At 44.5% G+C, this 24,034-nt stretch carries 26 protein-coding genes and 1 pseudogene; 5 read left to right on the top strand and 22 right to left on the bottom strand.

Annotated features, from left to right (window positions below):
* Positions 1–15 precede the first annotated feature (15 nt).
* The 3 genes from QYF49_RS13960 to QYF49_RS13970 form a co-directional block, all read right to left on the bottom strand.
* Entirely contained in the window at positions 16–807 is a 792-nt protein-coding gene (locus tag QYF49_RS13960; protein WP_290400175.1) for a hypothetical protein, read from the bottom strand.
* A gap of 33 nt (positions 808–840) precedes the next feature.
* A complete protein-coding gene (locus tag QYF49_RS13965; RefSeq protein WP_290400176.1) occupies positions 841–1,983 on the bottom strand; it encodes a WXG100 family type VII secretion target in 1,143 nt (380 codons plus the stop codon).
* A gap of 177 nt (positions 1,984–2,160) precedes the next feature.
* Positions 2,161–3,189 (bottom strand): serine hydrolase domain-containing protein, encoded by a 1,029-nt coding sequence (locus QYF49_RS13970; protein WP_290400177.1) that lies wholly within the window; start codon positions 3,187–3,189, stop codon positions 2,161–2,163.
* Between the two features lie 210 nt (positions 3,190–3,399).
* Between QYF49_RS13970 and QYF49_RS13975 the strand changes: the two genes are divergently transcribed.
* On the top strand, positions 3,400–3,540 hold the full coding sequence (locus tag QYF49_RS13975; RefSeq protein ID WP_290400178.1) for a hypothetical protein: 141 nt from the start codon (positions 3,400–3,402) through the stop codon (positions 3,538–3,540).
* 303 nt (positions 3,541–3,843) lie between these two features.
* Here QYF49_RS13975 and QYF49_RS13980 read toward each other — a convergent pair whose 3' ends face one another.
* Both QYF49_RS13980 and QYF49_RS13985 read right to left on the bottom strand, forming a co-directional pair.
* Positions 3,844–4,353: a GNAT family N-acetyltransferase gene (locus QYF49_RS13980; RefSeq protein WP_290400179.1), complete on the bottom strand. Its 510-nt coding sequence runs from the start codon at positions 4,351–4,353 to the stop codon at positions 3,844–3,846.
* A gap of 39 nt (positions 4,354–4,392) precedes the next feature.
* On the bottom strand, positions 4,393–4,917 hold the full coding sequence (locus QYF49_RS13985; protein ID WP_290400180.1) for a DinB family protein: 525 nt from the start codon (positions 4,915–4,917) through the stop codon (positions 4,393–4,395).
* A 192-nt stretch (positions 4,918–5,109) separates the two neighbouring features.
* Here QYF49_RS13985 and QYF49_RS13990 point away from each other — a divergent pair, with 192 nt between their 5' ends.
* A complete protein-coding gene (locus QYF49_RS13990) occupies positions 5,110–5,427 on the top strand; it encodes a hypothetical protein (RefSeq protein ID WP_290400181.1) in 318 nt (105 codons plus the stop codon).
* 33 nt (positions 5,428–5,460) lie between these two features.
* On the opposite strand, the gene QYF49_RS13995 is transcribed toward QYF49_RS13990, so the two are convergent.
* The 5 genes and pseudogenes from QYF49_RS13995 to QYF49_RS14015 all read right to left on the bottom strand — a co-directional run bounded on the left by QYF49_RS13995 (position 5,461) and on the right by QYF49_RS14015 (position 10,303).
* A complete protein-coding gene (locus tag QYF49_RS13995; protein ID WP_290400182.1) occupies positions 5,461–7,902 on the bottom strand; it encodes a DEAD/DEAH box helicase family protein in 2,442 nt (813 codons plus the stop codon).
* Positions 7,903–8,226, bottom strand: coding sequence for a nucleoside triphosphate pyrophosphohydrolase (locus QYF49_RS14000; protein ID WP_290400183.1), 324 nt, complete (start codon positions 8,224–8,226; stop codon positions 7,903–7,905). It abuts the gene before it with no gap.
* Positions 8,227–8,506: 280 nt separating this feature from the next.
* Positions 8,507–8,644: pseudogene (locus tag QYF49_RS14005) on the bottom strand (TetR/AcrR family transcriptional regulator); the annotation flags it as partial.
* 286 nt (positions 8,645–8,930) lie between these two features.
* Positions 8,931–9,335, bottom strand: coding sequence for a hypothetical protein (locus QYF49_RS14010; RefSeq protein WP_290400184.1), 405 nt, complete (start codon positions 9,333–9,335; stop codon positions 8,931–8,933).
* Positions 9,336–9,961: 626 nt separating this feature from the next.
* Positions 9,962–10,303, bottom strand: coding sequence for a VOC family protein (locus tag QYF49_RS14015; RefSeq protein ID WP_290400185.1), 342 nt, complete (start codon positions 10,301–10,303; stop codon positions 9,962–9,964).
* 227 nt (positions 10,304–10,530) lie between these two features.
* On the opposite strand from QYF49_RS14015, the gene QYF49_RS14020 reads away from it, so the two are divergent.
* Positions 10,531–11,475, top strand: a complete 945-nt coding sequence (locus QYF49_RS14020; protein WP_290400186.1) for an aldose 1-epimerase — start codon at positions 10,531–10,533, stop codon at positions 11,473–11,475.
* Positions 11,476–11,585: 110 nt separating this feature from the next.
* Here the strand turns inward: QYF49_RS14020 and QYF49_RS14025 are convergent, their stop codons facing one another.
* Positions 11,586–12,536, bottom strand: a complete 951-nt coding sequence (locus tag QYF49_RS14025; protein WP_290400187.1) for a nucleoside hydrolase — start codon at positions 12,534–12,536, stop codon at positions 11,586–11,588.
* A 350-nt stretch (positions 12,537–12,886) separates the two neighbouring features.
* Between QYF49_RS14025 and QYF49_RS14030 the strand changes: the two genes are divergently transcribed.
* Together QYF49_RS14030 and QYF49_RS14035 are read left to right on the top strand one after the other, a co-directional pair.
* Positions 12,887–13,099, top strand: coding sequence for a hypothetical protein (locus tag QYF49_RS14030; RefSeq protein ID WP_290400188.1), 213 nt, complete (start codon positions 12,887–12,889; stop codon positions 13,097–13,099).
* Between the two features lie 12 nt (positions 13,100–13,111).
* Positions 13,112–13,285 (top strand): hypothetical protein, encoded by a 174-nt coding sequence (locus tag QYF49_RS14035; protein WP_290400189.1) that lies wholly within the window; start codon positions 13,112–13,114, stop codon positions 13,283–13,285.
* Between the two features lie 151 nt (positions 13,286–13,436).
* On the opposite strand, the gene QYF49_RS14040 is transcribed toward QYF49_RS14035, so the two are convergent.
* The 11 genes from QYF49_RS14040 to QYF49_RS14090 all read right to left on the bottom strand — a co-directional run bounded on the left by QYF49_RS14040 (position 13,437) and on the right by QYF49_RS14090 (position 24,032).
* Positions 13,437–14,108, bottom strand: coding sequence for a YflT domain-containing protein (locus QYF49_RS14040; protein ID WP_290400190.1), 672 nt, complete (start codon positions 14,106–14,108; stop codon positions 13,437–13,439).
* 162 nt (positions 14,109–14,270) lie between these two features.
* Positions 14,271–14,807: a cob(I)yrinic acid a,c-diamide adenosyltransferase gene (cobO, locus tag QYF49_RS14045; RefSeq protein WP_290400191.1), complete on the bottom strand. Its 537-nt coding sequence runs from the start codon at positions 14,805–14,807 to the stop codon at positions 14,271–14,273.
* Positions 14,804–15,568: a uroporphyrinogen-III C-methyltransferase gene (gene cobA, locus QYF49_RS14050; protein WP_290400192.1), complete on the bottom strand. Its 765-nt coding sequence runs from the start codon at positions 15,566–15,568 to the stop codon at positions 14,804–14,806. Before cobA ends, cobO begins: the two co-directional genes overlap by 4 nt.
* Positions 15,561–16,196 carry an NAD(P)-binding protein gene (locus tag QYF49_RS14055; RefSeq protein WP_290400193.1) on the bottom strand — a complete coding sequence of 212 codons (636 nt, stop codon included), beginning with the start codon at positions 16,194–16,196 and terminating at the stop codon, positions 15,561–15,563. Before QYF49_RS14055 ends, cobA begins: the two co-directional genes overlap by 8 nt.
* A complete protein-coding gene (locus tag QYF49_RS14060) occupies positions 16,197–17,735 on the bottom strand; it encodes a cobyric acid synthase (RefSeq protein ID WP_290400194.1) in 1,539 nt (512 codons plus the stop codon).
* Positions 17,728–19,104 (bottom strand): cobyrinic acid a,c-diamide synthase CobB, encoded by a 1,377-nt coding sequence (locus QYF49_RS14065; RefSeq protein ID WP_290400195.1) that lies wholly within the window; start codon positions 19,102–19,104, stop codon positions 17,728–17,730. The genes QYF49_RS14060 and QYF49_RS14065 overlap by 8 nt, the downstream gene beginning before the upstream one ends.
* 20 nt (positions 19,105–19,124) lie before the next feature.
* Positions 19,125–20,252: a cobalt-precorrin 5A hydrolase gene (locus QYF49_RS14070; protein WP_290400196.1), complete on the bottom strand. Its 1,128-nt coding sequence runs from the start codon at positions 20,250–20,252 to the stop codon at positions 19,125–19,127.
* Complete coding sequence (gene cobM, locus QYF49_RS14075; RefSeq protein WP_290400197.1) at positions 20,249–21,022, bottom strand: precorrin-4 C(11)-methyltransferase; 774 nt, start codon at positions 21,020–21,022, stop codon at positions 20,249–20,251. Before cobM ends, QYF49_RS14070 begins: the two co-directional genes overlap by 4 nt.
* Positions 21,022–21,723 (bottom strand): precorrin-2 C(20)-methyltransferase, encoded by a 702-nt coding sequence (gene cobI / locus QYF49_RS14080; protein ID WP_290400198.1) that lies wholly within the window; start codon positions 21,721–21,723, stop codon positions 21,022–21,024. The genes cobM and cobI overlap by 1 nt, the downstream gene beginning before the upstream one ends.
* Before the next feature lies 1 nt (position 21,724).
* Positions 21,725–22,933 carry a precorrin-6y C5,15-methyltransferase (decarboxylating) subunit CbiE gene (gene cbiE, locus QYF49_RS14085; protein ID WP_290400199.1) on the bottom strand — a complete coding sequence of 403 codons (1,209 nt, stop codon included), beginning with the start codon at positions 22,931–22,933 and terminating at the stop codon, positions 21,725–21,727.
* Positions 22,917–24,032: a cobalt-precorrin-5B (C(1))-methyltransferase gene (locus QYF49_RS14090; protein WP_290400200.1), complete on the bottom strand. Its 1,116-nt coding sequence runs from the start codon at positions 24,030–24,032 to the stop codon at positions 22,917–22,919. Before QYF49_RS14090 ends, cbiE begins: the two co-directional genes overlap by 17 nt.
* Positions 24,033–24,034: the final 2 nt, after the last annotated feature.

Raw genomic sequence — 24,034 nt, forward strand, 5'->3', positions numbered from 1 at the left:
TCCTGCTCTCACTACTTAGTTTCTTCTTTTTATTTGCTTTTCGATTGTGTTTTTTTTCATGGCTCTATTCTCACGCTGATATTCTTGCCAAGTTATGTTGAAAGAAGGGAATTTACGTTTGCAGTAGGACAACAAATGAAATTCAGCTGTACCTACAGCAACACCATAAAGTATGACCGATAGAACAAAGTAAAAAATCATATTCCCCAATGAAGTTTCACCAAAGTTATGTACATAAATTAAGATCAATAAAACGAAGGTATAAACTAAGGCTGCAATAACCGTATAAATAATGGTTTTATTGAAAAATCCAGAAGAGTTCTCTCCCTCATTAAAAGCTCCATTTTCAGCTAGTTTAAAAGTATTTAGGGTACATACAATATGAGTCATTATTCCGCCCGCTATGAGTAATCCAACATAGACTAATGTAAGAGAATCAGTTGGAAAATCAAAAACTTTATGAATCACTACCGCCACAAATCCAATAGTTGCGAGTTGAAAAGAATAAAACAAGGTCACTTTTGAAAGCGACTTTTGAAACTTTATAAACCTCTTTGGTTTTGAATAGAAGAATAATAAGACGATCTGCAAGCTGTAAAACAAAAGCTCAACAATAACTACTATCTTTTCAAAAGCAGTTGGAAAAGCAGCCCAGCCAAATCTAACTAACCCAAGAATAATAAAAAACATAACCATGGAACTCCAAATGATCGTTCCATACATAAATGAAACATTATTAACAGGATTAAGCCGATTTTTGGATGTAACTTTAAATTCAGATAAGTCTTCTTCTTTAATGTTCCACATATATTTCTCCACCTTAATAATTAACGAGTAATTCTACCAGAAAACAGAAGCAATCTTATGTGTTACTCCCTTTATCGCTTTTTTCGTGCCGCTAACAATGCTCTCTCCTCCAAGGAAGTCCGATTTATAATTCATTGCAAAGGAGGCAGCAATACCCACACCCGCGCCGACCACCGTTCCGACAGGTGGTACAATTAACGAGCCTACAGCAGCTCCGGCACCGGCTGAAGCAGCAATTGAACCAATATCTACTGCTGAATCTGTAACGATATCAGCCGCATCCATACCTTGCCAGCCGTCTTTTTGTGATTCTATGACATTACCGGCAACGGATAATGCAGATCCTACCACAGCTAATCCTTTTACTGCTTTTCCAACTTTTCCAACCTCTTTAAAGGTTGATTTCCATTTTGCTGGATTGAGATTTTTCAAACTGTCGGCATACGATGATTTAAAGCCATTCAATGCTTGTTTCCCGAAAGCTTTAGTAAATCCAATTTTTCCAAGATCTTTTTTAAACTCTTGATGTGCTACAAAATCCGGTAATTTATAGATCGTTGCCTTTGCTTTTTTTATTTGTGATTTAGTCGTTTTTAAATCATTAAACTTAAAACCATTCCGAATATATTTCATGAAAGCATCATCGTCTTTATTTAGCTTTAGCATCTTGGCTACTGTTACTAAATCTTTATTATTTAGCGCGGATAAGGTATACGCTCCTCTTCCCTTTCGGCCGGCTGGGTCAAAAAGAGTTTTGAAATCATATTTCCACTTAAGATACTGGCTAATCGTTAATGCAGTAGAAACCCTTCCATATTTAATACTTTTACTTACATTAGAAACCCCTTGCCTTACTGTAGCAAATAAAGTACCACTCAAGAAACTAGTAAAGCCGTCGGCACTAAACAACTGCTGATCCGCCTCACGAAACTTAGTTTCCGTTTTCTTCACGGCATCCTGTGCGCTATGTAAAAGTGTACCATAATGCTCCATCTGTTGGACCAGGCTGTTATAAAGCGGACTGATCGCTGATAGATTTATCCCCTGGCCAAGGCTCTGCATGGAATCATAATTTAATTGTAATTGAGCTTTGATTTCTTTGCTTTGTTCGACTAGCTTGCCGACATCGGAAGCGAGTGCTTTGAGTTCATCCGGTTTCACATTTACACGACTCATTACTTTTCTCTCCTGCCTTTCTTCTCTCTTTCTATTGTAAAAAAGAAAGAATGCTGATTATAGTGACTAATTTACTAAAAACTCCCACTTCCTTATTCCCCTTCCTTCAAACCAAAACCCAAATAATACCAATAAAATAAAAAGCAGTCCATCCCGATGGAATAGCACTGCTCGTACTTAAGACGTGATCTCTTTCATCACTTCACTCTCAATACCTTTGATCATTTCAAACGCACCCCCTGACTGATTACTGCAAACAGAGATGCTGAGTGAGGAATGCTTATGGAAAGCGGCCCGAAAATTCACACCTGGGTCGTAGCCCATCAAAATGTATTTCGTCACTGCATGGTTTTCAGTCTTCATCCAGATTCCATATCCATAGGCAGTAGAGTCATCAACCATCGTATGAGGGGTAAGCAGCTGTTGAACGGTCTTTTTATCCAACAACCTCCCTTCTGTTAATGCCTCCCATAACTGAATCATCCCACAGGCCGTTGTATAGGCCCCGCCGTCTGGTCCTCCTTTTGCCGGCAACGAGAATATATTCGTCTTCCAGCTTCCATCGCTTTGATCGATATAGCCTAAAGCAGTTTTCGACGGCAGCCTGTCTGTTTCGAAGTAACCAGCATCCAGTCCGACTCTCTGAAATATATTTTTCTCTACATAGTCGGTGAACGACATTCCGCTTACTTGTTCAATGATCAAGCCAAGCAAGATAAAGCCCGCGTTATTGTAGTGAAACTCGCTTCCAGGAGAGTGCTTCATCCTTTCATTTTGAAAGAACGGTAAAAGGTCTTCCGGACCACGGACATGATACATCGGCTTGTTGATCCATAGTTCCTCGTAATCTTCCATTACTTCTTCATCAAAGTAATCAGGAATACCTGAAGTATGAGTCAGCAATTGATGGATGCTGATTTCCTGAGAAAAGTGAGGGAAAAACAGGTTTAAACAATCTCCCAACAAAGAATGATAGGATACTCGCCCCTCTTCAACCAGCTGACAAATCGCAATAGCCGTAAACAGTTTACTGCCCGACGCAATTCCAAACTTTGTATCACTTACGTTGGTCATCATCTCCGAACGGTTCGCCAGTCCAAAACTACAATCTGCCAGGATTTTGTCTCCCTGCTTTACGAATACCGATCCTGAAAAGTGAATTTCAGCGGCCATCGATTGTATGTATTCAATAATCTGCTTGTTCATAACTCTTCCTCCACTATCTATTCGTTATTCAAAACTTTGACATTCTTTTACCAAATCCTCCTTTTGATCACTAAGTTGCTTTTCTAATTTCTTCATATTTAATAAAATGAAAGTATCCAATCTATCTCGTCCAATGAAACACCACAAAAAGCCGAACCAATAATCATCGTAACCTCATACCCTTACGTTGCAAAAGGAGGAGGTGCAAAAGTGATGAAGAAGGCAGGTTGGATTCCGGTGTTTTTTATTATTACGATGCTGATTCCGACAACCGCGCATGCGGGCTGGGATTACCAGGGCAGTGATGGCTTTACGAAACAAAGCAAGAATCTCAATGCGGAAGCAGTTTAAATTCTGTCTGGGCAAAAAAAGGAAAGAAGGAAGCTGCCGGCTGATGGAGGAGGATCCTTTTAATCCGGATGGCTGGGTCTCCTATGAAGAAGAAGATCCGACTGGCTATGAACCAAGCTTCCTAATCACGGATTCGATAGCAAAGGCTGTATCGTATACCACAATATTAATAAATATGTGGACGGAACAGATGGACAAGCGGAGATGTATATCAAGAAATGGCCGGAAGGGAATTCAAAGGTCTATGCTCATGAATAATTTGAACGACAAAAAGAGCATCGATGCTGATGCTCTTTTATGTGCCTATTCAAGATTCAGCCGCCAGTTGTTGCACTGCATCATGCTGCCGGGAGGGTATTCAAACTGACATTCATTCACGAAGGTAAAGCCCAGCTTGCGGCAAATGGCATTTGAAGCTTTGTTGCTGACAGATGGAAAGGCATGAAGAAATCTGTGCTTTTTCTCAGATCTCGCTTCCTCAATGGCCGCAGTAACCGCTTGGCTGGCTATGCCTTTTCCCTGAAAGACAGGCAGAACACTCCAGCCGATCTCATAAACAGTTTCATTCTCCCAGACACTTTCCCAGTAACCGACAGACCCTGCTGTTTCACCGTGATTGAGGATGACCGTGTACATACAACCCCTGTCACCGAGTTCCAGATACCGCTTATGGCGGGCAAGGATGAACTCCTCACTCTCCGGTCCGCCAAGATGCTTTGTCATTTCAGATGTATTCAACTGATACAGGAGCTCGAGATCCCTGTCCGCCTCCGTCCACGGCCGGATTTGAAGTGAAATGGTTCCATCCTTCATTCCCTTTTCCTCCCATTGATAGAAGGCTACATAATTTTATTATACCGGGCTCTTAAATCCGTTTCTTGAAACATATAAGTATAATCCGTAATCCTGCATGACAGACGAATGCCCTTCCTGTCTTAGCATGGCAGCTGCATTTCCACGGTGATAATTGCCGTGTGTGGAGATATGGAAGATTGTTTCGGTTGGCGTCGTATCGAGCAGGCCAGCGTACGGATTATCAACCGTGAATACTTTTTCCATATCGTTTTGCTGGATAAAGGCTTTGTATTTCTCGGTAAGCTCGTTGTACATCGTTTCCATCTCCTGAAGTGCACAAGAATCTGCCTGCAATCGGATTTGATCATTGTCACCCCATACTTCTTTCATGTCTCTCCCGTTCATAACCTCCAGCCACAATAAATCCGTGAGATAAATGTGGATCATCACTGTTTGAAGAGATGGAAAAATGCTTGGCTTTAATTCTTTTTTGTATAAATCCTCTGGAAGTTCTTTTAGGCGTTCAAAAATTTTTGCGTTTGCCCAGGCATGATAGTCATACATTTCCTTTGCTTGGTCCATACCGAAAGCCTCCCTTTGGAAAAAGATTCTCAACCCCCTATGTATTCAAGGAAAAACAGCCAATCCCTTCAACTAAGGAAATATTTGGTCATCTCTCCCATTCACCCCCACAAACCATGCTTTTCATTATAAATATGTTATAGAGTACATAAAAAGCAACGCTGAAAAAGGACGCATGAAGGAGGCAAGGCCATGGAGCCTTATGTAAAAGAAGCTCTGCTGGAGTGGAAAGAAGAAATGGAGATCCAAAAGCGAGAAATCGATGAAGAGTACGAAAAAGTAAAGACCGAACTTCAGCTTTATTCCTATAAATTCGGAATCACCAAACAAGTCCTGCAATCCACGATCAACGAAGAAATGATCCGAAACATCAAGTCCACCTACCAGGAACCATTCGAGGAAAAATACAACGAGCTCAAGCAGCAATTAAAGAAGCTTGAGGAGAAGCGGAATGTATTTTTAATGTTTGTGGAGAAGATTGAGGGTGCGGGGGTTAAAGAACAGGATTAATGAAAAAGCGCAGCTAAGGGCTGCGTTTTTTCATTAATGTACAAGTAATTTAAGGTTCTCATCTTTTCTCTCAAAGTGTTCATGCAGCCTATACTCACATATCTGTCTTGTCCACTCAAAAACGATTTCATTATGATTGATTGGCAGTTGAATCTTAATGGAAAAAACACCTTGATTAAACGCGGTTAACCCTTTCGAACTCCCGCTCCATTTAGTCATTGGCATATTGGCAATAAGCTTGCTGACTTTTTGTTCGTCATATTGCCAAAGCTGTTTTGATGCTTTATCGGAGAAGTCAATCCGTTTCCGATATTCCTTTTCCGTCATATAACGATGGAAATATGGAGCAACTTCATTTGGTGTAACAGGAACCAGCCAGTTATCCAAGCCTTTGCTGAGCATAAAGTTTAAAACAACCATTTTATAGCTTTTCGCCATACCCGTACTCTCAACTTCAACTAGCCAGGTTTCATTCTCCAAGAAAGCATTTTTTTCTTTTTCTGTTAATTCATCTGCCCAATACAGAAAACCCGGATAAGATTTAAATTCCTGCCTGTATTCCCTGCTGTTTGATCTGCCATGTAAATGAAGCTCCAAATAGGTCGGACGCCTTCCCAGCTCTTTTTTGAGTTCAATGTAATCCCAAAAAAGTTTATCCTTCTTCGGCTGACGTTTACGATTCAGTTCATTGAGCAAATTAACTGCGGCCAATTCAATATTCAATTCACAGCCTGGAGGAACAGCAGGTATTGAGGCTTTCTTACCATTTTTCTCTTTTCCAGGTTCGGTATTAAACAGTTGAAGTTTAATGTCCGCATTTCGATAGTTTCCAATCAAATCAATAATGACACAATGATCTTTCCCGGCAAACAGCCTCAATCCCCGTCCAACCTGCTGGGTGAATACAGTAAGTGATTCGGTCGGCCTTACAAAAAGAAGCGTATCAACCGAAGGAATATCAACACCCTCGTTGAATAAATCTACCGTAAAGATCATATCGAGAGCTCCCTCATCCAACCTCTTTATCGCTTCCCCGCGTGTAATGCCCACTGTTTTAGAGTTTAGACTTACTGTTTGATATCCTTGTCGGTTAAAATACTCCGATAGAAAATTCGCCTGCCGGATCGACGAGCAGAAGGCAATAGTTCTTGATTGTTTATAAGATTTCCATGCTTTCAAAACTTTATCTGCCATATCATCACGCAGCTGCACCAAAGCCAGTTCTTCTTCATCATAACGTGTACCCAGCCATGTAATTTGGGAAAAGTCTGTGTCATCATATATACCGTAATAATGAAAAGGAGCAAGCCACTTCTTTTCAATGGCTTCAATAAAATGCAGCTGATACGCAACATTTCCATCACAAATAGCATATACATCCTTTCCATCCATTCGATCTGGCGTCGCAGTGATTCCGAGCAGGAATTTAGGCTTAAAAAAATCAATTACTTTTTGATAAGAGCCTGCCGCTGCATGATGGAATTCATCTACAATAATCAAATCAAATTCACCCGGCTCAAACCTTGCTAGATGTCTATTGATTCCAAGTGAATAAATAGAGGCAAACACGCAATCTGCGTCACCTTCTTTATCCCTTCCATAATAAAGACCCATAGAGCGTTCAGGCATAATATTGCGAAAAGAATTCTTAGCTTGTCCCAATATTTCTTCACGGTGTGCAATGAAAAGAATTCGCTTGAATTTTCGAGCAAAAAAGCCTGCGAGATATGTTTTACCCAATCCGGTAGCCATCACAACCATGGCTTTACTGTAGCCTTCCTCAAGTGTTGTGCTCAACATCTCAAGAGCTTCCTGCTGAGCAGGCCGTGGGGTTAACTGTCGATATAAAACTGGCGGTTCCCTAATAATTTCCGGTTGCCCACTAACGGTTGGCAATGTCAAAACCTCTTCTTCTGATTTTGTCCATTGCAGCAGCAAATTGGGATGTCTTTCATGGTACTTCTCATATTCCGTACGGTAATCTTTTAAGGTTTCCTGATTAATAGTAATTGTTTGTTCATGGTGAAAGGTCTTACTAAATGCATCGAGAGCCTCGAGGTAAACTTCCTGAGCCACTTCATTATTAATAATCAAGCTCCATTCCACACCGCTTGTTAAGGCAGAATTGGAAAGATTGGACGAACCTACAATAAATGAACCATCACCGTCCGTATTTTGAAACAGATAAGCTTTGGGATGAAAAGATCGTCCATTGCTTCGATAGAGCTGAATTTCTATTCTGGAATCAATTTCAATCAATCTTTCAAGTGCCTCAGGCTGAGTGACAAATAAATAGTCCCCTGTGCAAATCTTCACTTCTGCCCCTCTGTTTACCGCTTTTTTTAAAAAAGGAGCCAGCAAGCTGACTCCAGATTTCATGATAAAAGAGGTGAGGATATAAATGGAACTGGCTTCATTCAGCAGGCCTGTAAGCTGTTCTCTCAGGTTACCAGTTACGAGTTTAATATTGCGCATTTAATCTTCCACATCCACTAGGAAAATACGTTTTTCAAAACCGCCGCGTTTTTCTGCTTTTTGCTGGCGTACACGTTCCACCTCGGAAATATCAGACCCATGAATCCGTGCCAATGAATGCATTAATTCTAGGAGATCAGCAAGCTCTTCAATTGCATTTTCATCGTTGGGAGCAGATGCATATTCATCCAGCTCTTCATAGCATTTCTTCTTTAATTCTTTTATGTATTCATCTTTATCCAAAATTGAAGTTTTGAATGATTTTCCTGTACTTGTTATAACTTCCGGTATTCTGTCACGGACAAGTTTATTGTAGGTTGGCATAAAAAAGAACCTCCTCTTATTTGGATAAAATCTTCTCAAATGACAAGCTTATCTTAACATATCCTTTATTTTGTTAACTACTTTTCTTTCAAAAAGCCCCAAAACCTTAAATAAACAGGCATCGGGACTTTATCAGGAACGCAGGGGGCTGCGTACGTGTTAACGTTGATGACCTAGGGTGACTAAATTGTTGTCTGAACCCAACATCGCAATACTTGTATGGCTTCATATACTTTGTTTCGATCAGTTCGACTGTTTTGAAAAGCTCCTCTTTATTTTAAAAAAAGTGAAACACATATGGTTGTGTTACTCCTACCGCTTTAGCAACCATAGCTGTAGTTGTTTTATAATATCCAAGTTCCGCAAATAGTCCTACTGCTTTATCGATGATTTGTTCTTTGCGATTGCGGTCGGCCAATACTTCCCTCTCCTTTTATTTATTAATAAATAATAGATGATAATGGAAATAGTACGAAAACTTCATCTTTACCTGCGATACCTTTATGCTCATCATCTTTTACCTAACTAACTTAGTTTTTATACATTTTGCGTCTTCTTAATTCCTTGTTGGACAATGTGAAATTTCCTTGCAGCTGAACAGCTTTTTTCTAGATGCTCTAATGCCCCTGAACAGGCCGCCGGCTCATATGACAAATTGGTTTAAATTAATTTCTCAGGTTACTGTCGGTTTAACTTGTTTGATATTAAATACTATAAACATCCCCATGAGACCCACAGGACCTCCAGTTGTCGTAATCGCCGTCCATCGTTTCCACAACGTCTCCAAAAGGCCCGCTGGATCTCCATTCTTTGTCATCGCCATTATCCGCCGTCTCCGGGACGTTTTGTGTCTGATCGTTTGCGGAAGAAAAACAACCCTCTATATCTTGCTCTCTGTATATACCGTATTCATTGTCCCTATCGTCTTCAGGCAGCCGATGAGATTGTTCCATTTCATCCATGATGGGCCATTCATTGAATGGCTGACCACAGTTACAGATTGGAGTATTACCGAACATTTCATCGTTCATTTCATCCATCATGGGCCATTCATTGAATGGCTGGCCACAGTTACAGATTGGGGTAGGATTGAACGTTTCATCGTTCATTATTGGTCCCCTATCTTCCATTTCAGAGAAAAAACCGGTGCTGCCCATCATTTCCATAATAGAATCAATGTTACCTCTAAAACTACTCGGGCTGCTGCTGGAGCTGCTAGATCTCCTGGAACGCCTTGAGCTGCTGGAACTGCTTCTTGTTGATTCGTTTTTCATGTTATAACTCGAGCTAGGAAGGGTACTGGATTCCGTTGCCATCCAGCTTGATGATTCATACCTCCAGTAATATCTGGGGTTACTTGAACTGCTGGAACTGCTGGACTCAATGGGTTCACTGATATTACTTGGTTCGATTTCAATGCTCATAATGTTTGAACTGTTGCTTGATGATTCGCTTATATCGTTTCTCCTTTTACGGATGATGCGGACGTTATCCTTTGTCGATCTTACAGGAGTAACCCAAGTTCGACCGATATAACAGCTGTCTAATGACTCTTTTCTTTTTTCAGACATCATATAGCCCCTTTCACGTTACTATATTCAGTACGAATGTTTGTAGAAAGGGACAAGTATCATTATTTTTAAAAATGGACGGGTTCATCCCCTTCACAATTCTATGTTTAAAATGGAAAAAGCTGCCTTATTGGCAGCTGACGAATATTTAACAATCATTCTTTCTATTGACTAAGCACTTCGACTGTAAACCCTCCTGGTGCCTCCACATAAAAGGTATAGCCATGTAACTGTTGAGGAGGCTTTACATCGAATCCATCCTCTTTTAACCGTTGATTGATTTGGTCCACTGATTCTTTATTTTCCTGGGCGAATCCAATGTGAAACGTTTTTGGATACTGAACGTCGTTCCCCTTCATTAAGGTAAATACGAAACCATCGTCATCAAACAAGACCGCAAATCCATTCCCACGGCTTGCTCTACATGTTAGACCGAAATATTTTTCTAAAAAACCCCGTGCAGCTGAGACATCCGTAACCGTTAGATTAAGGTGATTAAGTTTCATTCTTCCACCCCTTCTTCATTTGGTTTGATCAACTCTTCAAAATTATAATAGATGAAAGAGAAGCATGATCACAAATCGTACGTTCTTGTGAAAATATTTTGAACTGTTTTAAGATCATTCCTTAACTTTTAGCCTATGGCCATCCAATGGACTGATCAGATAAAGGCTTGTATTGAGCAGCATAAGGGAATACTACTATCGACACTGAACTTGATGGAGGTTTCTAAATGAGTGTGAAAAGGATCCAATTCTTGGATGAAACGGCATATGCCATTGAAAACGAGGAACTAAAGGCGATTGTTCTCCCTTCCCAAGGATGCAATCTGATTTCAATTCTTGATAAAAAGACAAACACTGAAATACTCAGAACACCAAAAACCAGAGCGGAATACGAAATGAGAAGGATGGTGTTCGGGACACCTGTACTATTCCCCCCAAACCGAATTGAAGATGCTGTGTTTGACTATAACGGCAGGAAATACGAGTTGGCGATGAACCGGCCGAAAGAGAATGTTCATATCCATGGGTTTGTTCATGATAAGGAATGGCACGTGCTTGATTCAGATCCTAACCACCCGAGATTAAAAACACAGCTCCGATCAGTTGAACATCCGGACATCCTCAATCAATTCCCTCACGATTTTACGATCACGATGACGATTGAGGCCGCGGGAAACGAAGTGAAACAAACGACTGAAATTACAAATAACGGCGACTCGCCTATGCCCTGTGGAATCGGCTATCATACAACGTTTCAATTCCCCCGTGAAGCCAAATTATTTATTGATGTAAAAGAAAAATGGCTGCTAAATGAGCGCCATCTTCCTACAGGGGAGTTGGAAAGTGCCGCAAACAAAAAAGATCTTTCAGAAGGAACCTCCCTGTCTGGAGTGGCGATGGATGATGTTTTCTTAATGACCGAAAACAGGACGGCAGCCATTGAACTCCCCGGCCAAGGCATCAAAATGTTCTACTCTCTTTCAGATGGATTTACCCAATGGGTGTTATTCACAGCGAGCGGCAAGGAAAACCTGCTTGCCGTTGAACCGTATTCCTGGGTCACCAATGCACCGAATTTGAAGGAGCTTCCAAGAGATTTAACGGGTTTGGACGACATTAAACCGAAGGGAAAAAAAGAATATATCTCCAGATTTAAAATCGAACATAACTGATGACACTCAAGGGAGTTCTTCAAATAAAGAAGAGCTCCCGTTTATTTTGATTAATTTAATAAGAAAAGCTGCCTGTCATGGCAGCTGGATGGTAAGCAGCACCGACCCCTCTATCTCCAAGATAAAAGAGTATCCATAATGCTTTTTTTAAATGCTTCATAATTAAAATGAGTAGCCACACTATGTATTTTGAACTCTGGGTTTACTGTAAAACGCAAATCGGCAATGCTTTGTCCAAACCCATCCCCTCTATCTGGAATTACTTTTATAGGAATTCTTGTAATGCTAACAAAATTAGGATTTAACAGATACCAAATTGTCATAAAATCATGCATAGGACTTCCTTTTATGCCCGGATTGGATTTCGAGTAAAAATGGTAATAGTAGTCCAACATCGGTTTAATTATGAGTCCGGCAGGGTCCTTCGTTTTTTGGTGAAATCGGTGAATGGTTTGAACCATTTCGGGAGTAACAAGTGCATACTGAGTGATGTTTAAAGGGATAAGCGTCAAATTTTTTGCATGTTGCAAGACCAGGTTCGCTGCATAAGGATCAGAGTGAAAATTGGCTTCAGCTACCGCGGTTACATTTCCAGGAACAAAGAATGCTCCTCCCATGCAAATATATTCCTTAACGTTTCTCATCTTTTCTAAATTTAGTACAAATGCGGTTGCCAATGAAGATAGTCTTCCAAGGTTGATGATTGTTAGATCCTCTATATTCGCATCAATTAACGGATAGATATCATTAAAAGGGAATACAGGATAAGGTATATCGGGAGGCGTGATGGGTCCTAACCCCATTTTTCCGTGTACTTCAGGAAAATACTGTACCGAAATACCCGTTAAAGGGCCGGAAGCACCAAGAAATACGGGTACTTTTTCTTGTCCCATAATAAACTTTATATAATTAATATTCCTAATAACATCCACTCTGGATACATTTCCATAGTCAGCTACGATACCTATTATTTGCACTTCTTCTTTACGGAAGAAGGCATATATAAGGGCAAAAGCATCGTCTATTCCCAAATCTGTAAAAAGAAGAACCTTTTTAGGCATACATATTCCTCCATTTCTACAAATGTATATGACACCAAAGATCATTGATATGACCAAATGGATATCTTAACTATTGTTGTAAAAACATCGAGAGAGTGATAGTCTTAGAAAAAAAGTGTTTTATCTCTTTATAACGGCCGCGATAACCAAGTTCGTAACAACATCTGCAAGATATTCTTTTACTTCTCAAAGCGTTAGTCCGAAGGATGATTAACGCTTTTTTTTCCTCCTGATTGAATGAAGGATTTTTATTCTGAAATTGCCATTTTTCTTTTGAACTCTCTCTTTCCGTTCTTGCCTATAAGAAAAAGCTTTCCATCAAAAAAATATATGGAAAAAGGAATGATTTAATGAATAAGGTTGAATTATTAAGAAACCTGCACAAAGCCAGTCGAGGCAATTTGTTTTCAATAGAGATTCCTAAGGCTACAAAAGAAAATGGAAGAAAGATTGAAGAAATGGTCGGAGAATTACAAACAGAAGGAAAAATCAAACTAAGAGAATGTGTACAGCGTGACTACTCAGTTTATTTACAAGGAATATTGAAGTATGCATCCGAATAATCGGGAGGAAATATGAGATTTTTGATACTGGCTGGCTTAGTCTATGTTTTTGTTTTTATTCTGAACATGCTTTGGCCGGAGCAAAATATGACTTTCAAACCGATCATCACAGGTCTTTTTACGGGCGGTGCCGTCTACCTTTCCAGCAAATGGTTGACTTCCAAAGATAAGAGCAAAGATGCGTAACCTTTTTTGAGCCTTTATCGGTATAGTCATCGGTGGCTATTTGCTGTTCCATGAAATGAAATTGCATGATACACGGGCCATCGTTGTTGTCGAGATCTTCATTGGTTTTTTCAATAAAAAAGGCACCCGACTGGGGATGCCTTTTCATCTTCTAAAACAATTTATCTTTGTCCGAGTTTCTTGGTGTTGTTCTTGTGCGGTCTCTCAACTCATCTCCCTTATTCGTTCCCCCTTCATCTGGATAAAGTTCTCGGTCTGTATGATCCGTAGTATGATCCGTAATATCGGAATTTGACCGGTACGACCGCTCAATGTCATCCACTAAATCAAAATCTCTGTGATCATTTACATTGCTGCCTGCGGTGTAGCCATCTCTGGTATCTTTGACATCAGAGGCTATTCTGAAGGTTCCATAATCCATTCCGGCACTTGCAGGGTTAACAGACGTTGAATCATCGGAATGAAGATCGCGGTCTGAATCGACCATCAGCAGAATTTTTCCTGATTCCACTTCTGAAGCATAGGATGCGGCTTCCCGGTCAGGTATTCCGTAATCTGATAATTTTTCTCCCAGGCTGTTCTTGCTTTTCATGTACTCATCATCCAAAAAGGCAGCTTTTAATTTGTCCAACAAAGATTCTTTATGAGGTTCTTCCACATTTTCAACCGTTGCACCGGTGATGGTTTCAACGGTGTCCGTGTAATGATCATGATTCGTGACTACAGAGATCTCATCTGTATCATACCCTCTTGATTGCAGTTGCTGTACCGCACTTACCGCCGCTTCCTCTGACTCATAAACACCAATTACATGTTTACCCATGAGAATTTCCTCCTCTTGTTAAAATGATTTGCTGTGGATTAAGTACCCGCATGGATGTTTTGTAAACAAAAATAAGCAAACTTTTCGGTTTTTACGATAAAAAAACCTGCCTATCATTTGATAAGCAGGTTTTAACTATTTAATTGAATTGATCATTCCTGCCTAAAATTCGATCCCTTTAATGGCAGGAATTCCTTCATCATAATAATGCTTGACCGGCTGCATCTCCGTCACAAGGTCCGCGATGTCAATGATCTCTTGTTTCGCGTTTCTTCCCGTCAAAATGACGTTCATGCCTGAAGGCCGATTTTTGATACTGTCAACAACCTCATCGAGTGGCAGGACATCATCGACCGGAAACTTCTCGATCGAAAGGGCATTATTGATTTCGTCGAGGATGATTACATCGTACTGAGTAGAGCACAGCTTTTCCTTTGCCAGCTTCCAAGCGGCCTGGAGCGCTTCGCGGTGCTCTTCAGGTGTTTTCGTCCATGTAAACCCGACACCGGTCTGGATCATTTCGATGCCGATCTTGTCAAACATTAGCTTTTCACCGTATGTGCGGGTTGGTGATTTGATAAATTGAAGGATGAGGACTTTCTTGCCTCTCCCTGCTGCCCGGAGTGCCAGACCGAGAGCCGCCGTTGTTTTTCCTTTTCCATGGCCGGTATACACCAAAGTCATCCCCCGCTGGCTCATGCAAACACATCCACTTTATCGAACCATCTGATTTTCTCCCGCAGCTGAACGACTTCGCCGACGATGATCATGGCCGGATGGGAGATGGCCGCTGCCCTTGCCTCACGCTCAATCGTTGCAAGTGTACCGGTGACCGTCCGCTGGTGTTTGGTAGTCCCCCATTCAATCACGGCCGCAGGAGTATCGGGACTTTTCCCATGACTGACGAGTTCTTTGCAGATATTCTTCAAGTTCCCGATGCCCATATAAAAAGCAATCGTATCGCTTCCTTCAGCGAGCGCCCGCCAATTGATGAAATCCTGTCCCTTCTCCTTTCGGCCATGGCCGGTGACAATGGTGAACGAACCGGCATGATCCCGGTGAGTGACAGGGATTCCCGCGTAGGCTGGCGCGGCGATGCCTGCCGTTACACCAGGTACAATTTCGAATGGGATATCATGCCCGGCGAGAATTTCCGCTTCTTCCCCCACTCTTCCGAACACACACGGGTCGCCTCCCTTCAAACGGGTAACGGTCTTCCCTTCCATCGCTTTTTCCACTAACAGATCATGGATCTGTTCCTGGATGAGTTCGTGCTTTCCAGGCAATTTTCCGCAATAGATGAGTTCTGCATCCCGTTTGGCATAGTTTAGCAGTTCTTTATTGATAAGGCGGTCGTAGGCAATGACGTCTGCCTTTTGGATGCATTCCATCCCATATACCGTAATGAGCTTCGGATCCCCTGGACCTGCTCCAACAAGGTATACTTTGCCTTTATTCATCTTCCCTTCCTCCTTCCGAGCATAATGCCAGAAAACGCTGCTCTCTTTCTTGGCCGCTCATATCCTGAAACTCTTGATCAAGAATTTGGGTTAAAATGCTTTTCCTTCGTTCTGGCTCTCTAATCACTGACTTCACATGGATACGGCAACGATCCAGAAACTCAAGGTATTCACCAAAGGACTCGTCGTAGCTTGAAGAAAGTTCTTTTGTAATTCTTTTGGCAAGTCCCGGGCTCGCGCCTGAAGTGGAGACAGCAACCGTCAGCTTTCCCTGGCGAAAAAGAGAAGGCAGGATAAAGTTTCCTTTCGTTTGATCATCACTCCGGCACAGCAGCTGCTCTGGATCGGCCGAATCTTGAACTTTTTGATTGACGGCTGGCTCGTTGACAGCCGTAATGACGAGAAACGCCCCATCCGTATCGCTCGGTTCAACATTCTTTTGTTTCCATTGGATCTGCTGATCGGCCGCCCATCGTGAAATCTGTTCTGTAGCGACAGGACTGATCACCGTAATATCCGCATCAGCTTCCAGCAAGCCCCGGATTTTACGTTCAGCGATGGTGCCGCCGCCTACGACTATGGCCTTTTTCCCTTGGATGTTCAGCATGATCGGATAGTAATGGCTCATCTACTTCACTCCTTGTCCACTGCTTTCCTGCATCAAGAGCCGTTTACCACTGTAGTCTCTCATGGTTTGATAAATCTTGTCCAGATCAACATGCTCTCGTACATGTTCGGCGAGGAGATCAAAGCTTTCCTCCCGCATGGCGTTGAATCTGACAGGATCCTTCACCTCGTCTAATCCTTTTCGCTTTCTGACAGAATTGAGCAAAGCCGTTCGAAACTCATCGTTATGGAACAATCCATGAAAATAAGTACCGATGATCCGCTCATCTTCACTCTTCGCTCCATCTGTCTCCCCGTTTGCGGTTTGGATAAAGGAATTCAGACTTTCGGTTGAACGGGAGATTCCCATATGAATCTCATAGCCCTCCAAGTCATAGCATTTCTCACCGTATAGGGCAGTGCCCTTTGAACGAATCGTTGTTTTTTCTGACGACAGCTCTGTATGTATTGGGAGCATCCCCAATCCTTCCGCATTTCCTAATGGGGTTTCCACCTGTTCAGGATCACTCACGCACCGGCCCAGCATCTGATAGCCGCCGCATATTCCTACTGTGGGTATATCGTTATGTTTTATTTTATCAAAAAGTCCGCTGCGTTGGAGAAAAAGCAGGTCCTCGATCGTGTTTTTACTGCCGGGCAGGACGATGAGATCCGGATGCTCCAGCTGATCCCCATGTGTGACGAAGCGGACCGAACAATCAGGCTCCGCAAAGAACGGATCAATATCGGTAAAGTTTGAGATCATCGGATATTGGATAACAGCAATGTCCAGGCTCTTTGTGTCATCCCTTTCCCGTCTGTAACGTTTGAGGACTACCGAATCTTCTGCCTCAATCGTCAAGCCTGGGAGGTACGGAATAACCCCGAGTACAGGCTTTCCACTGTAATTCTCGAACCAGTGAAGGCCCGGCTTCAGCAGGTTGATATCACCGCGGAACTTATTGATGATGACTCCGGCCACCCGTTCCCGGTCCCGATCAGAAAGAAGCTGCAGGGTTCCTACCAAACTTGCAAAAACGCCGCCTTTTTCAATATCACCAACAAGGATGACTGGCGCCTCTGCCATCTGCGCCACACGCATGTTCACCAGTTCCCTGTCATTCAGATTCACTTCAGCTGGACTTCCCGCACCCTCGATGACAATACAATCAAACGATTCATAGAGTGCAGCCAGTGAATCTTTAATCAATTTCAGACCTGTATGAAAAAATGCCTCGCGGTAATGGAAGGCATTCATGTTTTGATAGGGCTTGCCATGGACGACAATCTGTGAATCGTTCTCCCGGCTCGGCTTGATCAGGATCGGGTTCATGTCCGTCGTCGCCTCGACACCTGCTGCTTCTGCCTGGACGCCCTGTGCTCTTCCAATCTCCTTGCCATCGATCGTTATGTAAGAGTTCAGCGCCATGTTCTGTGACTTGAATGGCGCTGTCTGAAGCCCATCCTGAGCAAAAATACGGCAAAAGGCGGTGGTGATCACGCTCTTTCCTGCATCAGAATGAGTACCTTGAATCATGAGGGAAAGAGGTTGTTTACACATACTGTTTCCGCTCCAGACATTGCTTTATCCAGTTTTGCGCCATTTGCGGAAAGGAGGCAAAATGGAAATGAGTGTATCCTGCGATCAGATTGCCCATCATGCAGCCTTCATCCTTGCTTCCTCTCATGCCTTTCGTCTTGTAGGCATACGGGACGTCTTGATCGGAGTGATACGTGGAATAGTGAAACTCATGGCCTTTTGCTGTTTGGCCGTCCTCCAACAGAAAGTTTCCCGGTTTCCCGGTGATCTCCCTGTAGCCGAGAGCCGCCCTCTTGTTTTGCATAACCACTGTTCCAGGTATGATCCCAGCCATCGGGTGGCACTTTCCGTCTGTTGTTTGAAGCTCCTCCGTCAGATACATGAATCCGCCGCACTCCGCCAATGTCGGAAGGCCAGCCGCAATCGCCTCTTTTACGGATTGTTTTACTTCTTTATTTCCCGCTAATTCCTTAGCGAACTCCTCGGGAAAGCCTCCGCCAAGATAGAGCGCTTCCGCATCTGCCGGCACCTTTTCTCCATTAAGGGGGGAGAAGAACTGAAGCTTTGCCCCGTATGATTCGAGCAGTTCGAGGTTCTCCTGATAGTAGAAGTTAAAGGCAGCATCCTTTGCCACCGCGAGTTTTATTAAAGGATTCTCTCGTTTTTGAAAGATGGAAGGTTCGATTCCTCCATCCATCACTGACGTTTCCGCCAGCTCCATCAGGCGGTCCAAATCGATCGTTTGTTCAATGAGCGTTCCCAGTTTTTCAAAGAACGAATCCAAATCCCCTCGCTCGATGGATGGGATGAGGCCGAGGTGCCGTTCCGGTATGTTTAAGTCATCATTCCTTTCCAGATAGCCGATCACCGGGACACCGCATTCTTGTTCGATGGCCGTTTTCACCAGCTTGTAATGTCCCTTGGAACCCACTCGGTTTGCGATGGCTCCAGCGATATTCACCTCTTCAGAAAGACTTTGAAAACCTTTGACGATGGCAGCAGCGCTTCTCGCCATACTGGCACAGTTGACGACGAGCAGGACTGGACTTTGCGTGATCACACTGATTTCTGCCGTGCTCCCCGCGTTCGATCTCGGGTCCTTTCCATCATAAAAGCCCATGACCCCCTCGATGATGGAGATATCGGCACCGGCACTCCCTCTTCGGGCAATCTCCTTTACGGCCTCATCTTTCATCATCCAGCTGTCCAGGTTTCTCGAAGTCCTCCCGGTTACCGCTGAATGGTAGGTGGGATCAATATAATCCGGGCCGCATTTAAAGCCCTGAACGGTGTATCCCCTGCTTTGCAATGCACTCATGAGCCCGATCGTAAGCGTTGTCTTGCCGACACCGCTTCCGGTTCCGGCGATCACAATTCTTCTCTCACCCATCCTGTCCACCTCCTGTTTGCTTATTGATATGGAATGACGGCCACGGATATGGTCACGTTGCCTGACTTCTTTTTCACCAATTCAAGAGAGCTCGCACCACTGGCCAGACGGGCCGCCGGTTCACTTACGCCGTAAGCACCCGTATACTTATGAACGGTTTCAGACGGATCGGAAATTTCAACCGCATTCAGCTCATCCGGTGTATAACAGACAAAGCTCCAATTATTTTTCTCAACCGTCTCCAATAACCCCTCTTCGTCCTTCTTCAGATCGATCGTTGCAATCCCTTTTACACTTTTCACAGAAAGATTCAGTTCATCCAGCGTTTCCTGAATGACAGACTGTATTTCTTCCGCAGCTGTTCCGCGGTTGCAACCCATGCCGAGAATGATGACTTTCGGGCGGTAGAGCACTCCGTTGTCCAATATCCTTTTTTCCTCTTCCTTTAGGTGGCGGTGTGTGATGACCAGGGCGGCATCCGGCTGATGCTGAAGTGCTTCAGCGATGGATGGGTACGGCCTGATGTTGGCCGGAAGCGGGCGGTCATGCTCCCACCAGCCCTTTTCTCCGGATTCCTGAATGACAGCAACGTGTTCTTCGTTCACAACCGATGCTGACACGGGTGTAAGTTTCTCTGCTGAATCCCACACCCAGCCGAAGCGTTTGCCGAACAGATCGACCGGAATCGTCTTTTGTACATCCGAAGCAGTCGTGATGACCGGCTCAGCTCCGATTGATGCCGCGATTTCCTTTGTGAGCTCGTTCGCCCCGCCAAGGTGACCGGATAGGACCGAAATGGCAAACTGCCCTTTATCATCCAGCACGACGATGCCGGGATCGGTCTTTTTGTCCTTTAACAGCGGTGCGATCATCCGGACGACCGCCCCCAGGGATATAACGAGTACTATGCCTTTATAGTTTTTAAAGAGAGAGGGCAGAAGCAGGCGGACACTGCCTTCAAACATCTGGATGTTCTTCTCCTGTTCATCCCCCTTTTCGAATTTCTTCATATAGTACAGATCAGACGACTGAAAGAGGCCTTGCAGCCTCCGTGCCAGTGCCACACCATGCTTTGTAATGGCGACGAGCGCATAATCATTGGCTGTTCGAACCTCGGGCTGGATTCCTTCCTGAAGCACATGATTCATGATGGGACTCCTTTTCGGAAGCCATGGGTAAAGGTCTTGTCATACAGCTTGGAACGGAAATCCTTCTCGTGAATGTTTTCATCCAGCGCCCAGCCGGCCAAAATCATGACCTGTTTTCTCATGCCGTTCTGCTTCAAATCTTCATCCAGGCTCTCAAGCGTCGTTCGTACGATTTTCTGATCCGGCCAGGAAGCTTTATACACGGCAGCGACCGGTGTCTCTTTGCTCCAGCCCGCTTCCAGGAATTCATTCACGATCTTCTTTGTCAGCGTTGCGCTCAGAAACAGACAGATCGTGCAATGATGACTCGCGAGATCTCTGAGCTTCTCCCGCTCCGGCATTTTCGTGCGTCCCTCCGCTCTCGTGAGGATCACCGTCTGTGTCAGATCAGGGATCGTAAGTTCGGCACCGACTGCGGCTGCAGAAGCAAACACTGAGCTGACCCCAGGGATGATCTCCACCTCAATGCCTTTCCGTTTCAACAAAGAGATCTGTTCCAGGGTGGCTCCGTAAACCGCAGGGTCGCCGGTGTGAACCCTTGCTACCTTTTTGCCTTCTTTTACGTATTCGGCCATCTTCCCGACCATCTCTTCCAAGTGCATGCCAGCCGTCTTGATGACTTCTGCATCCTCACTTGCCCGCTCAATGAGCGCCTCGCTCACGAGCGAATCGGCGTACATGACGACATCCGCCTCCTGAAGAGCGTTCAGCCCTTTCACTGTAATGAGGTCCGGATCACCGGGGCCTGCTCCGATAATCGTTATTTTCATTATTTTCTCACCACCATTAATGTTAAGTATTCGAGCTCAGCATGATCGAGCTCATCCATGTTCCAGATCACCTCTTCCTCGGAGGTTACTTTTGTCACAACGGATGCTTTGTCTATCAGGTCAAGCTCGCGTAAAATTTTCAGCATGAGCGGCATGACCTTCGCTACTTTTATAAAAAAGATGCAATCATTCTCTACGATCGCTTTTTTCATCGTTTCGTAGTCATCACGAGCCGGAATGATCGCCACATGCTCGTCCCCTTCTGCAAGGGCAAGGCCAAGTGCGGAGGCTGTTCCATTGATGGACGAAATTCCTGGAACAGTTTGAATGGTGACCTCAGGGTGACGCTCTTTCATCATGTTCATCATATGTATGAATGTGCTGTACAGGAGAGGATCTCCTTCTGTGACGAAGGCGACGTCCTTTCCTTCGCTCAGCTTTTCATAGACCGCTTCCACCGTGTTGGACCACTCCCTCTCCAGAATGACAGGGTCCTTCGTCATCGGAAAAACGAGGCCGAGCATCTCTTTTTCTTCCTGCTTCAGATAAACATCGACAATCTTGTGGGCATAGCTCTTTGTGCCTTTTCTTTTCTTTGGATAAGCGATGACCGGTGATTCCTTCAGCTTTCGGAAGGCTTTTACCGTCAATAGTTCCGGATCACCCGGGCCAACACCAAGGCCATATAACGTTCCAACCATATTAATCTCCTTTTTTCCTTGTGGCTGTAATGATATAAATCGGATTCAATGCATCAAATCTCGTTAAATTTAAGATGGGCTTGCTTCTGGATACTTGGGTAAGCGTGATGGCAGTCTCATAGCTTCTATTCTTGAATCCTTCCACCGCCTGAGCGAGGTTTTCGATCGTTACCGCGTTCAGAACAATTCTTCCGCCAGGCTTGAGGCGGCTGCAGCAAACGTCCAGGATTCGGTCCATGCCTCCGGCTGTTCCCCCAATAAAGACCGCGTCGGGATCCGGGAATTCGTCCAGCCTCTCGGGTGCCTTTCCTTGGACGACAGTCAGGTCGGCACGGAATTTTTTCATATTTTCATAGCAATTTTCCAGGTCATGCTCGTTCTTTTCAATGCCAAATACAGCACCTTCACGGGCAATCTTGGCCGCTTCAATCGCTACAGAACCCGTACAGATCCCGATGTCCCACATCGTACTGTCTTCTTTCAGTCCGAGCGCTCCAAGGCTCAATATACGGATTTCTTTTTTGGTGAGCAGGCCTTTTTCCGGCTTCCGCTGAAAAAACTCCTCATCCTCTATGCCAAAACGCCATGTTGGACCTTCTGACCGCTGTTTTAAAATGACGACGTTCAGCGGCGAGCCTTCCCAATCGGCCATTTCCTCCAGTGTGAGACGAGTACAGCGCTCTTCACTCCCACCCAGATTTTCTGCGACAAACGCTGTATATTCTGTCATGCCAAATGATAAAAGATAGTTGGCGATCGCAGCTGGTGTATTCTCCGCATCGGTTAACAGCGCCACCTTCTTCTTTCCGTCAATGCGCTGGGCCAGCCCCTTCATGCTGCGGCCGTGGACACTCGTGACATAAGCGTCCTGCCAGCTTTCGTTCATCCTGGAGAAAGCGAGCTGAACAGAGCTCATATACGGATGAATCTCCACTTCTGTCTGCTTGGAAAGATAACTGCCGATGCCATAAAAGAGCGGATCTCCTGATGCAAGAACGACCGTCTTCCTCTCTTCCTGCTTCAATCGTTCCGTCATCTGCTTAAGCCCGCCCTTGATGACTGCCTTCTCCCCTTTGTATTCCGGGAAGAAGGACAGCTGGCGCTCCCCGCCCATCAGCAGTTCGCTTTCCTGAATCATCTCCTGATATTCCGGAAGAAGCCCCGCTGCTCCTCCATCACCGATTCCAATGATTTTAATCCTGGCTGTCATGTCGTTCCGCCTTTCCCAAAAAATCTCCTTTTAGCGTATATAAACTGGTGGACACCGTAAGGCCGCCCTTCATCTCTTTCAGTGCGTTGTCACAGCAGCTTGCACAAAGCTCGTCAAAAAAGGAAGTGACACCGTTCGCTGCCATGAGATCACCGACCTGTGATGCCGTGTTTGCCTCCTTTGCCTGCTGAACAAGCTCCTCACTGGCACCGGCTCTTTCAGCAACCGAAGAGAGAAACCCAAAATCGATCGGCGCGCTTTTGGAGTGGACCATCATGACTCCCTGGGCGACCTTCGAGAATTTCCCCATCATCCCTACCATGGATATGTGTTCCATGGCCTGCCTCTTACACTCTTTTAGCGTAAAACCGACAAAGTCTCCCATTTCAATGAATGCTTCTTCTGGTAGTTCCGGATACTCCTTGATTCCGTATTTCTCGCTGCGCCCGCCGGTGGTGATGACCACATGCCGGCAGCCGCTTGCTTTTGCGACTGAGATCGCCTGAACGATACTGGCCTTATAGGCTGCAGATGAAAAGGGAATGACGATGCCTCTTGTGCCAAGAATGGAAATGCCTCCGATGATGCCAAGCCTTCCGTTCAGCGTCTTCTTGGCGATCTCTTCTCCATCCGGTACCGAGATGACGATTTTGATTCCTCTTTCAACACCAAAGGCGTCCAGCACCTCTTTCGCCGTTTCACGGATCATCTTTCTTGGAATTGGATTGATCGCGGCTTCACCGACAGGAACCGGCAGCCCTTCTTTCGTCACTCTTCCCACACCAACTCCGCCGTCGAGTATGATTTCCTTTCCCTCCGTCCAGGACACCTCGGATTTGATGAGCGCCTGATGGGTGGCATCCGGATCATCTCCAGCGTCCTTGATCGTGCCGGCCTCCACTGCTCCCGCTCTCATGAAACAGCTGTCCATCTGAAAGGTGGCAAACTTCTTTACAGGCAGGTAGATCGTCGCTTCGGATTGCGGCTCTCCCGTAATGAGGGCCGTCAGGGCAGCCTTGGTGGCTGCTGTGGCACAAGCCCCCGTCGTATAGCCCTGCCGGAGGTTCTTTTTATCCTTTTCTGCCGTCTTGCTCTTCATGG

Source organism: Fictibacillus terranigra (genome assembly GCF_030412265.1).
Classification (GTDB): domain Bacteria; phylum Bacillota; class Bacilli; order Bacillales; family Fictibacillaceae; genus Fictibacillus_C; species Fictibacillus_C terrinigri.

Excerpts from the sequence above, each read along its gene's own strand:
- QYF49_RS14025 (WP_290400187.1), bottom strand. The coding sequence starts at position 12,536 with ATGCCTAAAAAGGTTCTTCTTTTTACAGATTTGGGAATAGACGATGCT.
- QYF49_RS14060 (WP_290400194.1), bottom strand. The coding sequence starts at position 17,735 with ATGTGTAAACAACCTCTTTCCCTCATGATTCAAGGTACTCATTCTGAT.
- QYF49_RS14070 (WP_290400196.1), bottom strand. The coding sequence starts at position 20,252 with ATGAATCATGTGCTTCAGGAAGGAATCCAGCCCGAGGTTCGAACAGCC.
- QYF49_RS13995 (WP_290400182.1), bottom strand. The coding sequence starts at position 7,902 with ATGCGCAATATTAAACTCGTAACTGGTAACCTGAGAGAACAGCTTACA.
- QYF49_RS14000 (WP_290400183.1), bottom strand. The coding sequence starts at position 8,226 with ATGCCAACCTACAATAAACTTGTCCGTGACAGAATACCGGAAGTTATA.
- QYF49_RS13985 (WP_290400180.1), bottom strand. The coding sequence starts at position 4,917 with ATGGACCAAGCAAAGGAAATGTATGACTATCATGCCTGGGCAAACGCA.
- QYF49_RS14090 (WP_290400200.1), bottom strand. The coding sequence starts at position 24,032 with ATGAAGAGCAAGACGGCAGAAAAGGATAAAAAGAACCTCCGGCAGGGC.
- QYF49_RS14065 (WP_290400195.1), bottom strand. The coding sequence starts at position 19,104 with ATGGGTGAGAGAAGAATTGTGATCGCCGGAACCGGAAGCGGTGTCGGC.
- QYF49_RS14030 (WP_290400188.1), top strand. The coding sequence starts at position 12,887 with ATGAATAAGGTTGAATTATTAAGAAACCTGCACAAAGCCAGTCGAGGC.
- cobI (WP_290400198.1), bottom strand. The coding sequence starts at position 21,723 with ATGGTTGGAACGTTATATGGCCTTGGTGTTGGCCCGGGTGATCCGGAA.
- cobA (WP_290400192.1), bottom strand. The coding sequence starts at position 15,568 with ATGAATAAAGGCAAAGTATACCTTGTTGGAGCAGGTCCAGGGGATCCG.
- cobM (WP_290400197.1), bottom strand. The coding sequence starts at position 21,022 with ATGAAAATAACGATTATCGGAGCAGGCCCCGGTGATCCGGACCTCATT.
- QYF49_RS13970 (WP_290400177.1), bottom strand. The coding sequence starts at position 3,189 with ATGAACAAGCAGATTATTGAATACATACAATCGATGGCCGCTGAAATT.
- QYF49_RS14035 (WP_290400189.1), top strand. The coding sequence starts at position 13,112 with ATGAGATTTTTGATACTGGCTGGCTTAGTCTATGTTTTTGTTTTTATT.
- QYF49_RS14010 (WP_290400184.1), bottom strand. The coding sequence starts at position 9,335 with ATGAACGATGAAACGTTCAATCCTACCCCAATCTGTAACTGTGGCCAG.
- QYF49_RS14040 (WP_290400190.1), bottom strand. The coding sequence starts at position 14,108 with ATGGGTAAACATGTAATTGGTGTTTATGAGTCAGAGGAAGCGGCGGTA.
- QYF49_RS14055 (WP_290400193.1), bottom strand. The coding sequence starts at position 16,196 with ATGAGCCATTACTATCCGATCATGCTGAACATCCAAGGGAAAAAGGCC.
- QYF49_RS13980 (WP_290400179.1), bottom strand. The coding sequence starts at position 4,353 with ATGAAGGATGGAACCATTTCACTTCAAATCCGGCCGTGGACGGAGGCG.
- cobO (WP_290400191.1), bottom strand. The coding sequence starts at position 14,807 with ATGAGCCAGCGGGGGATGACTTTGGTGTATACCGGCCATGGAAAAGGA.
- QYF49_RS13990 (WP_290400181.1), top strand. The coding sequence starts at position 5,110 with ATGGAGCCTTATGTAAAAGAAGCTCTGCTGGAGTGGAAAGAAGAAATG.
- cbiE (WP_290400199.1), bottom strand. The coding sequence starts at position 22,933 with ATGACAGCCAGGATTAAAATCATTGGAATCGGTGATGGAGGAGCAGCG.
- QYF49_RS13965 (WP_290400176.1), bottom strand. The coding sequence starts at position 1,983 with ATGAGTCGTGTAAATGTGAAACCGGATGAACTCAAAGCACTCGCTTCC.
- QYF49_RS13960 (WP_290400175.1), bottom strand. The coding sequence starts at position 807 with ATGTGGAACATTAAAGAAGAAGACTTATCTGAATTTAAAGTTACATCC.
- QYF49_RS14020 (WP_290400186.1), top strand. The coding sequence starts at position 10,531 with ATGAGTGTGAAAAGGATCCAATTCTTGGATGAAACGGCATATGCCATT.
- QYF49_RS14015 (WP_290400185.1), bottom strand. The coding sequence starts at position 10,303 with ATGAAACTTAATCACCTTAATCTAACGGTTACGGATGTCTCAGCTGCA.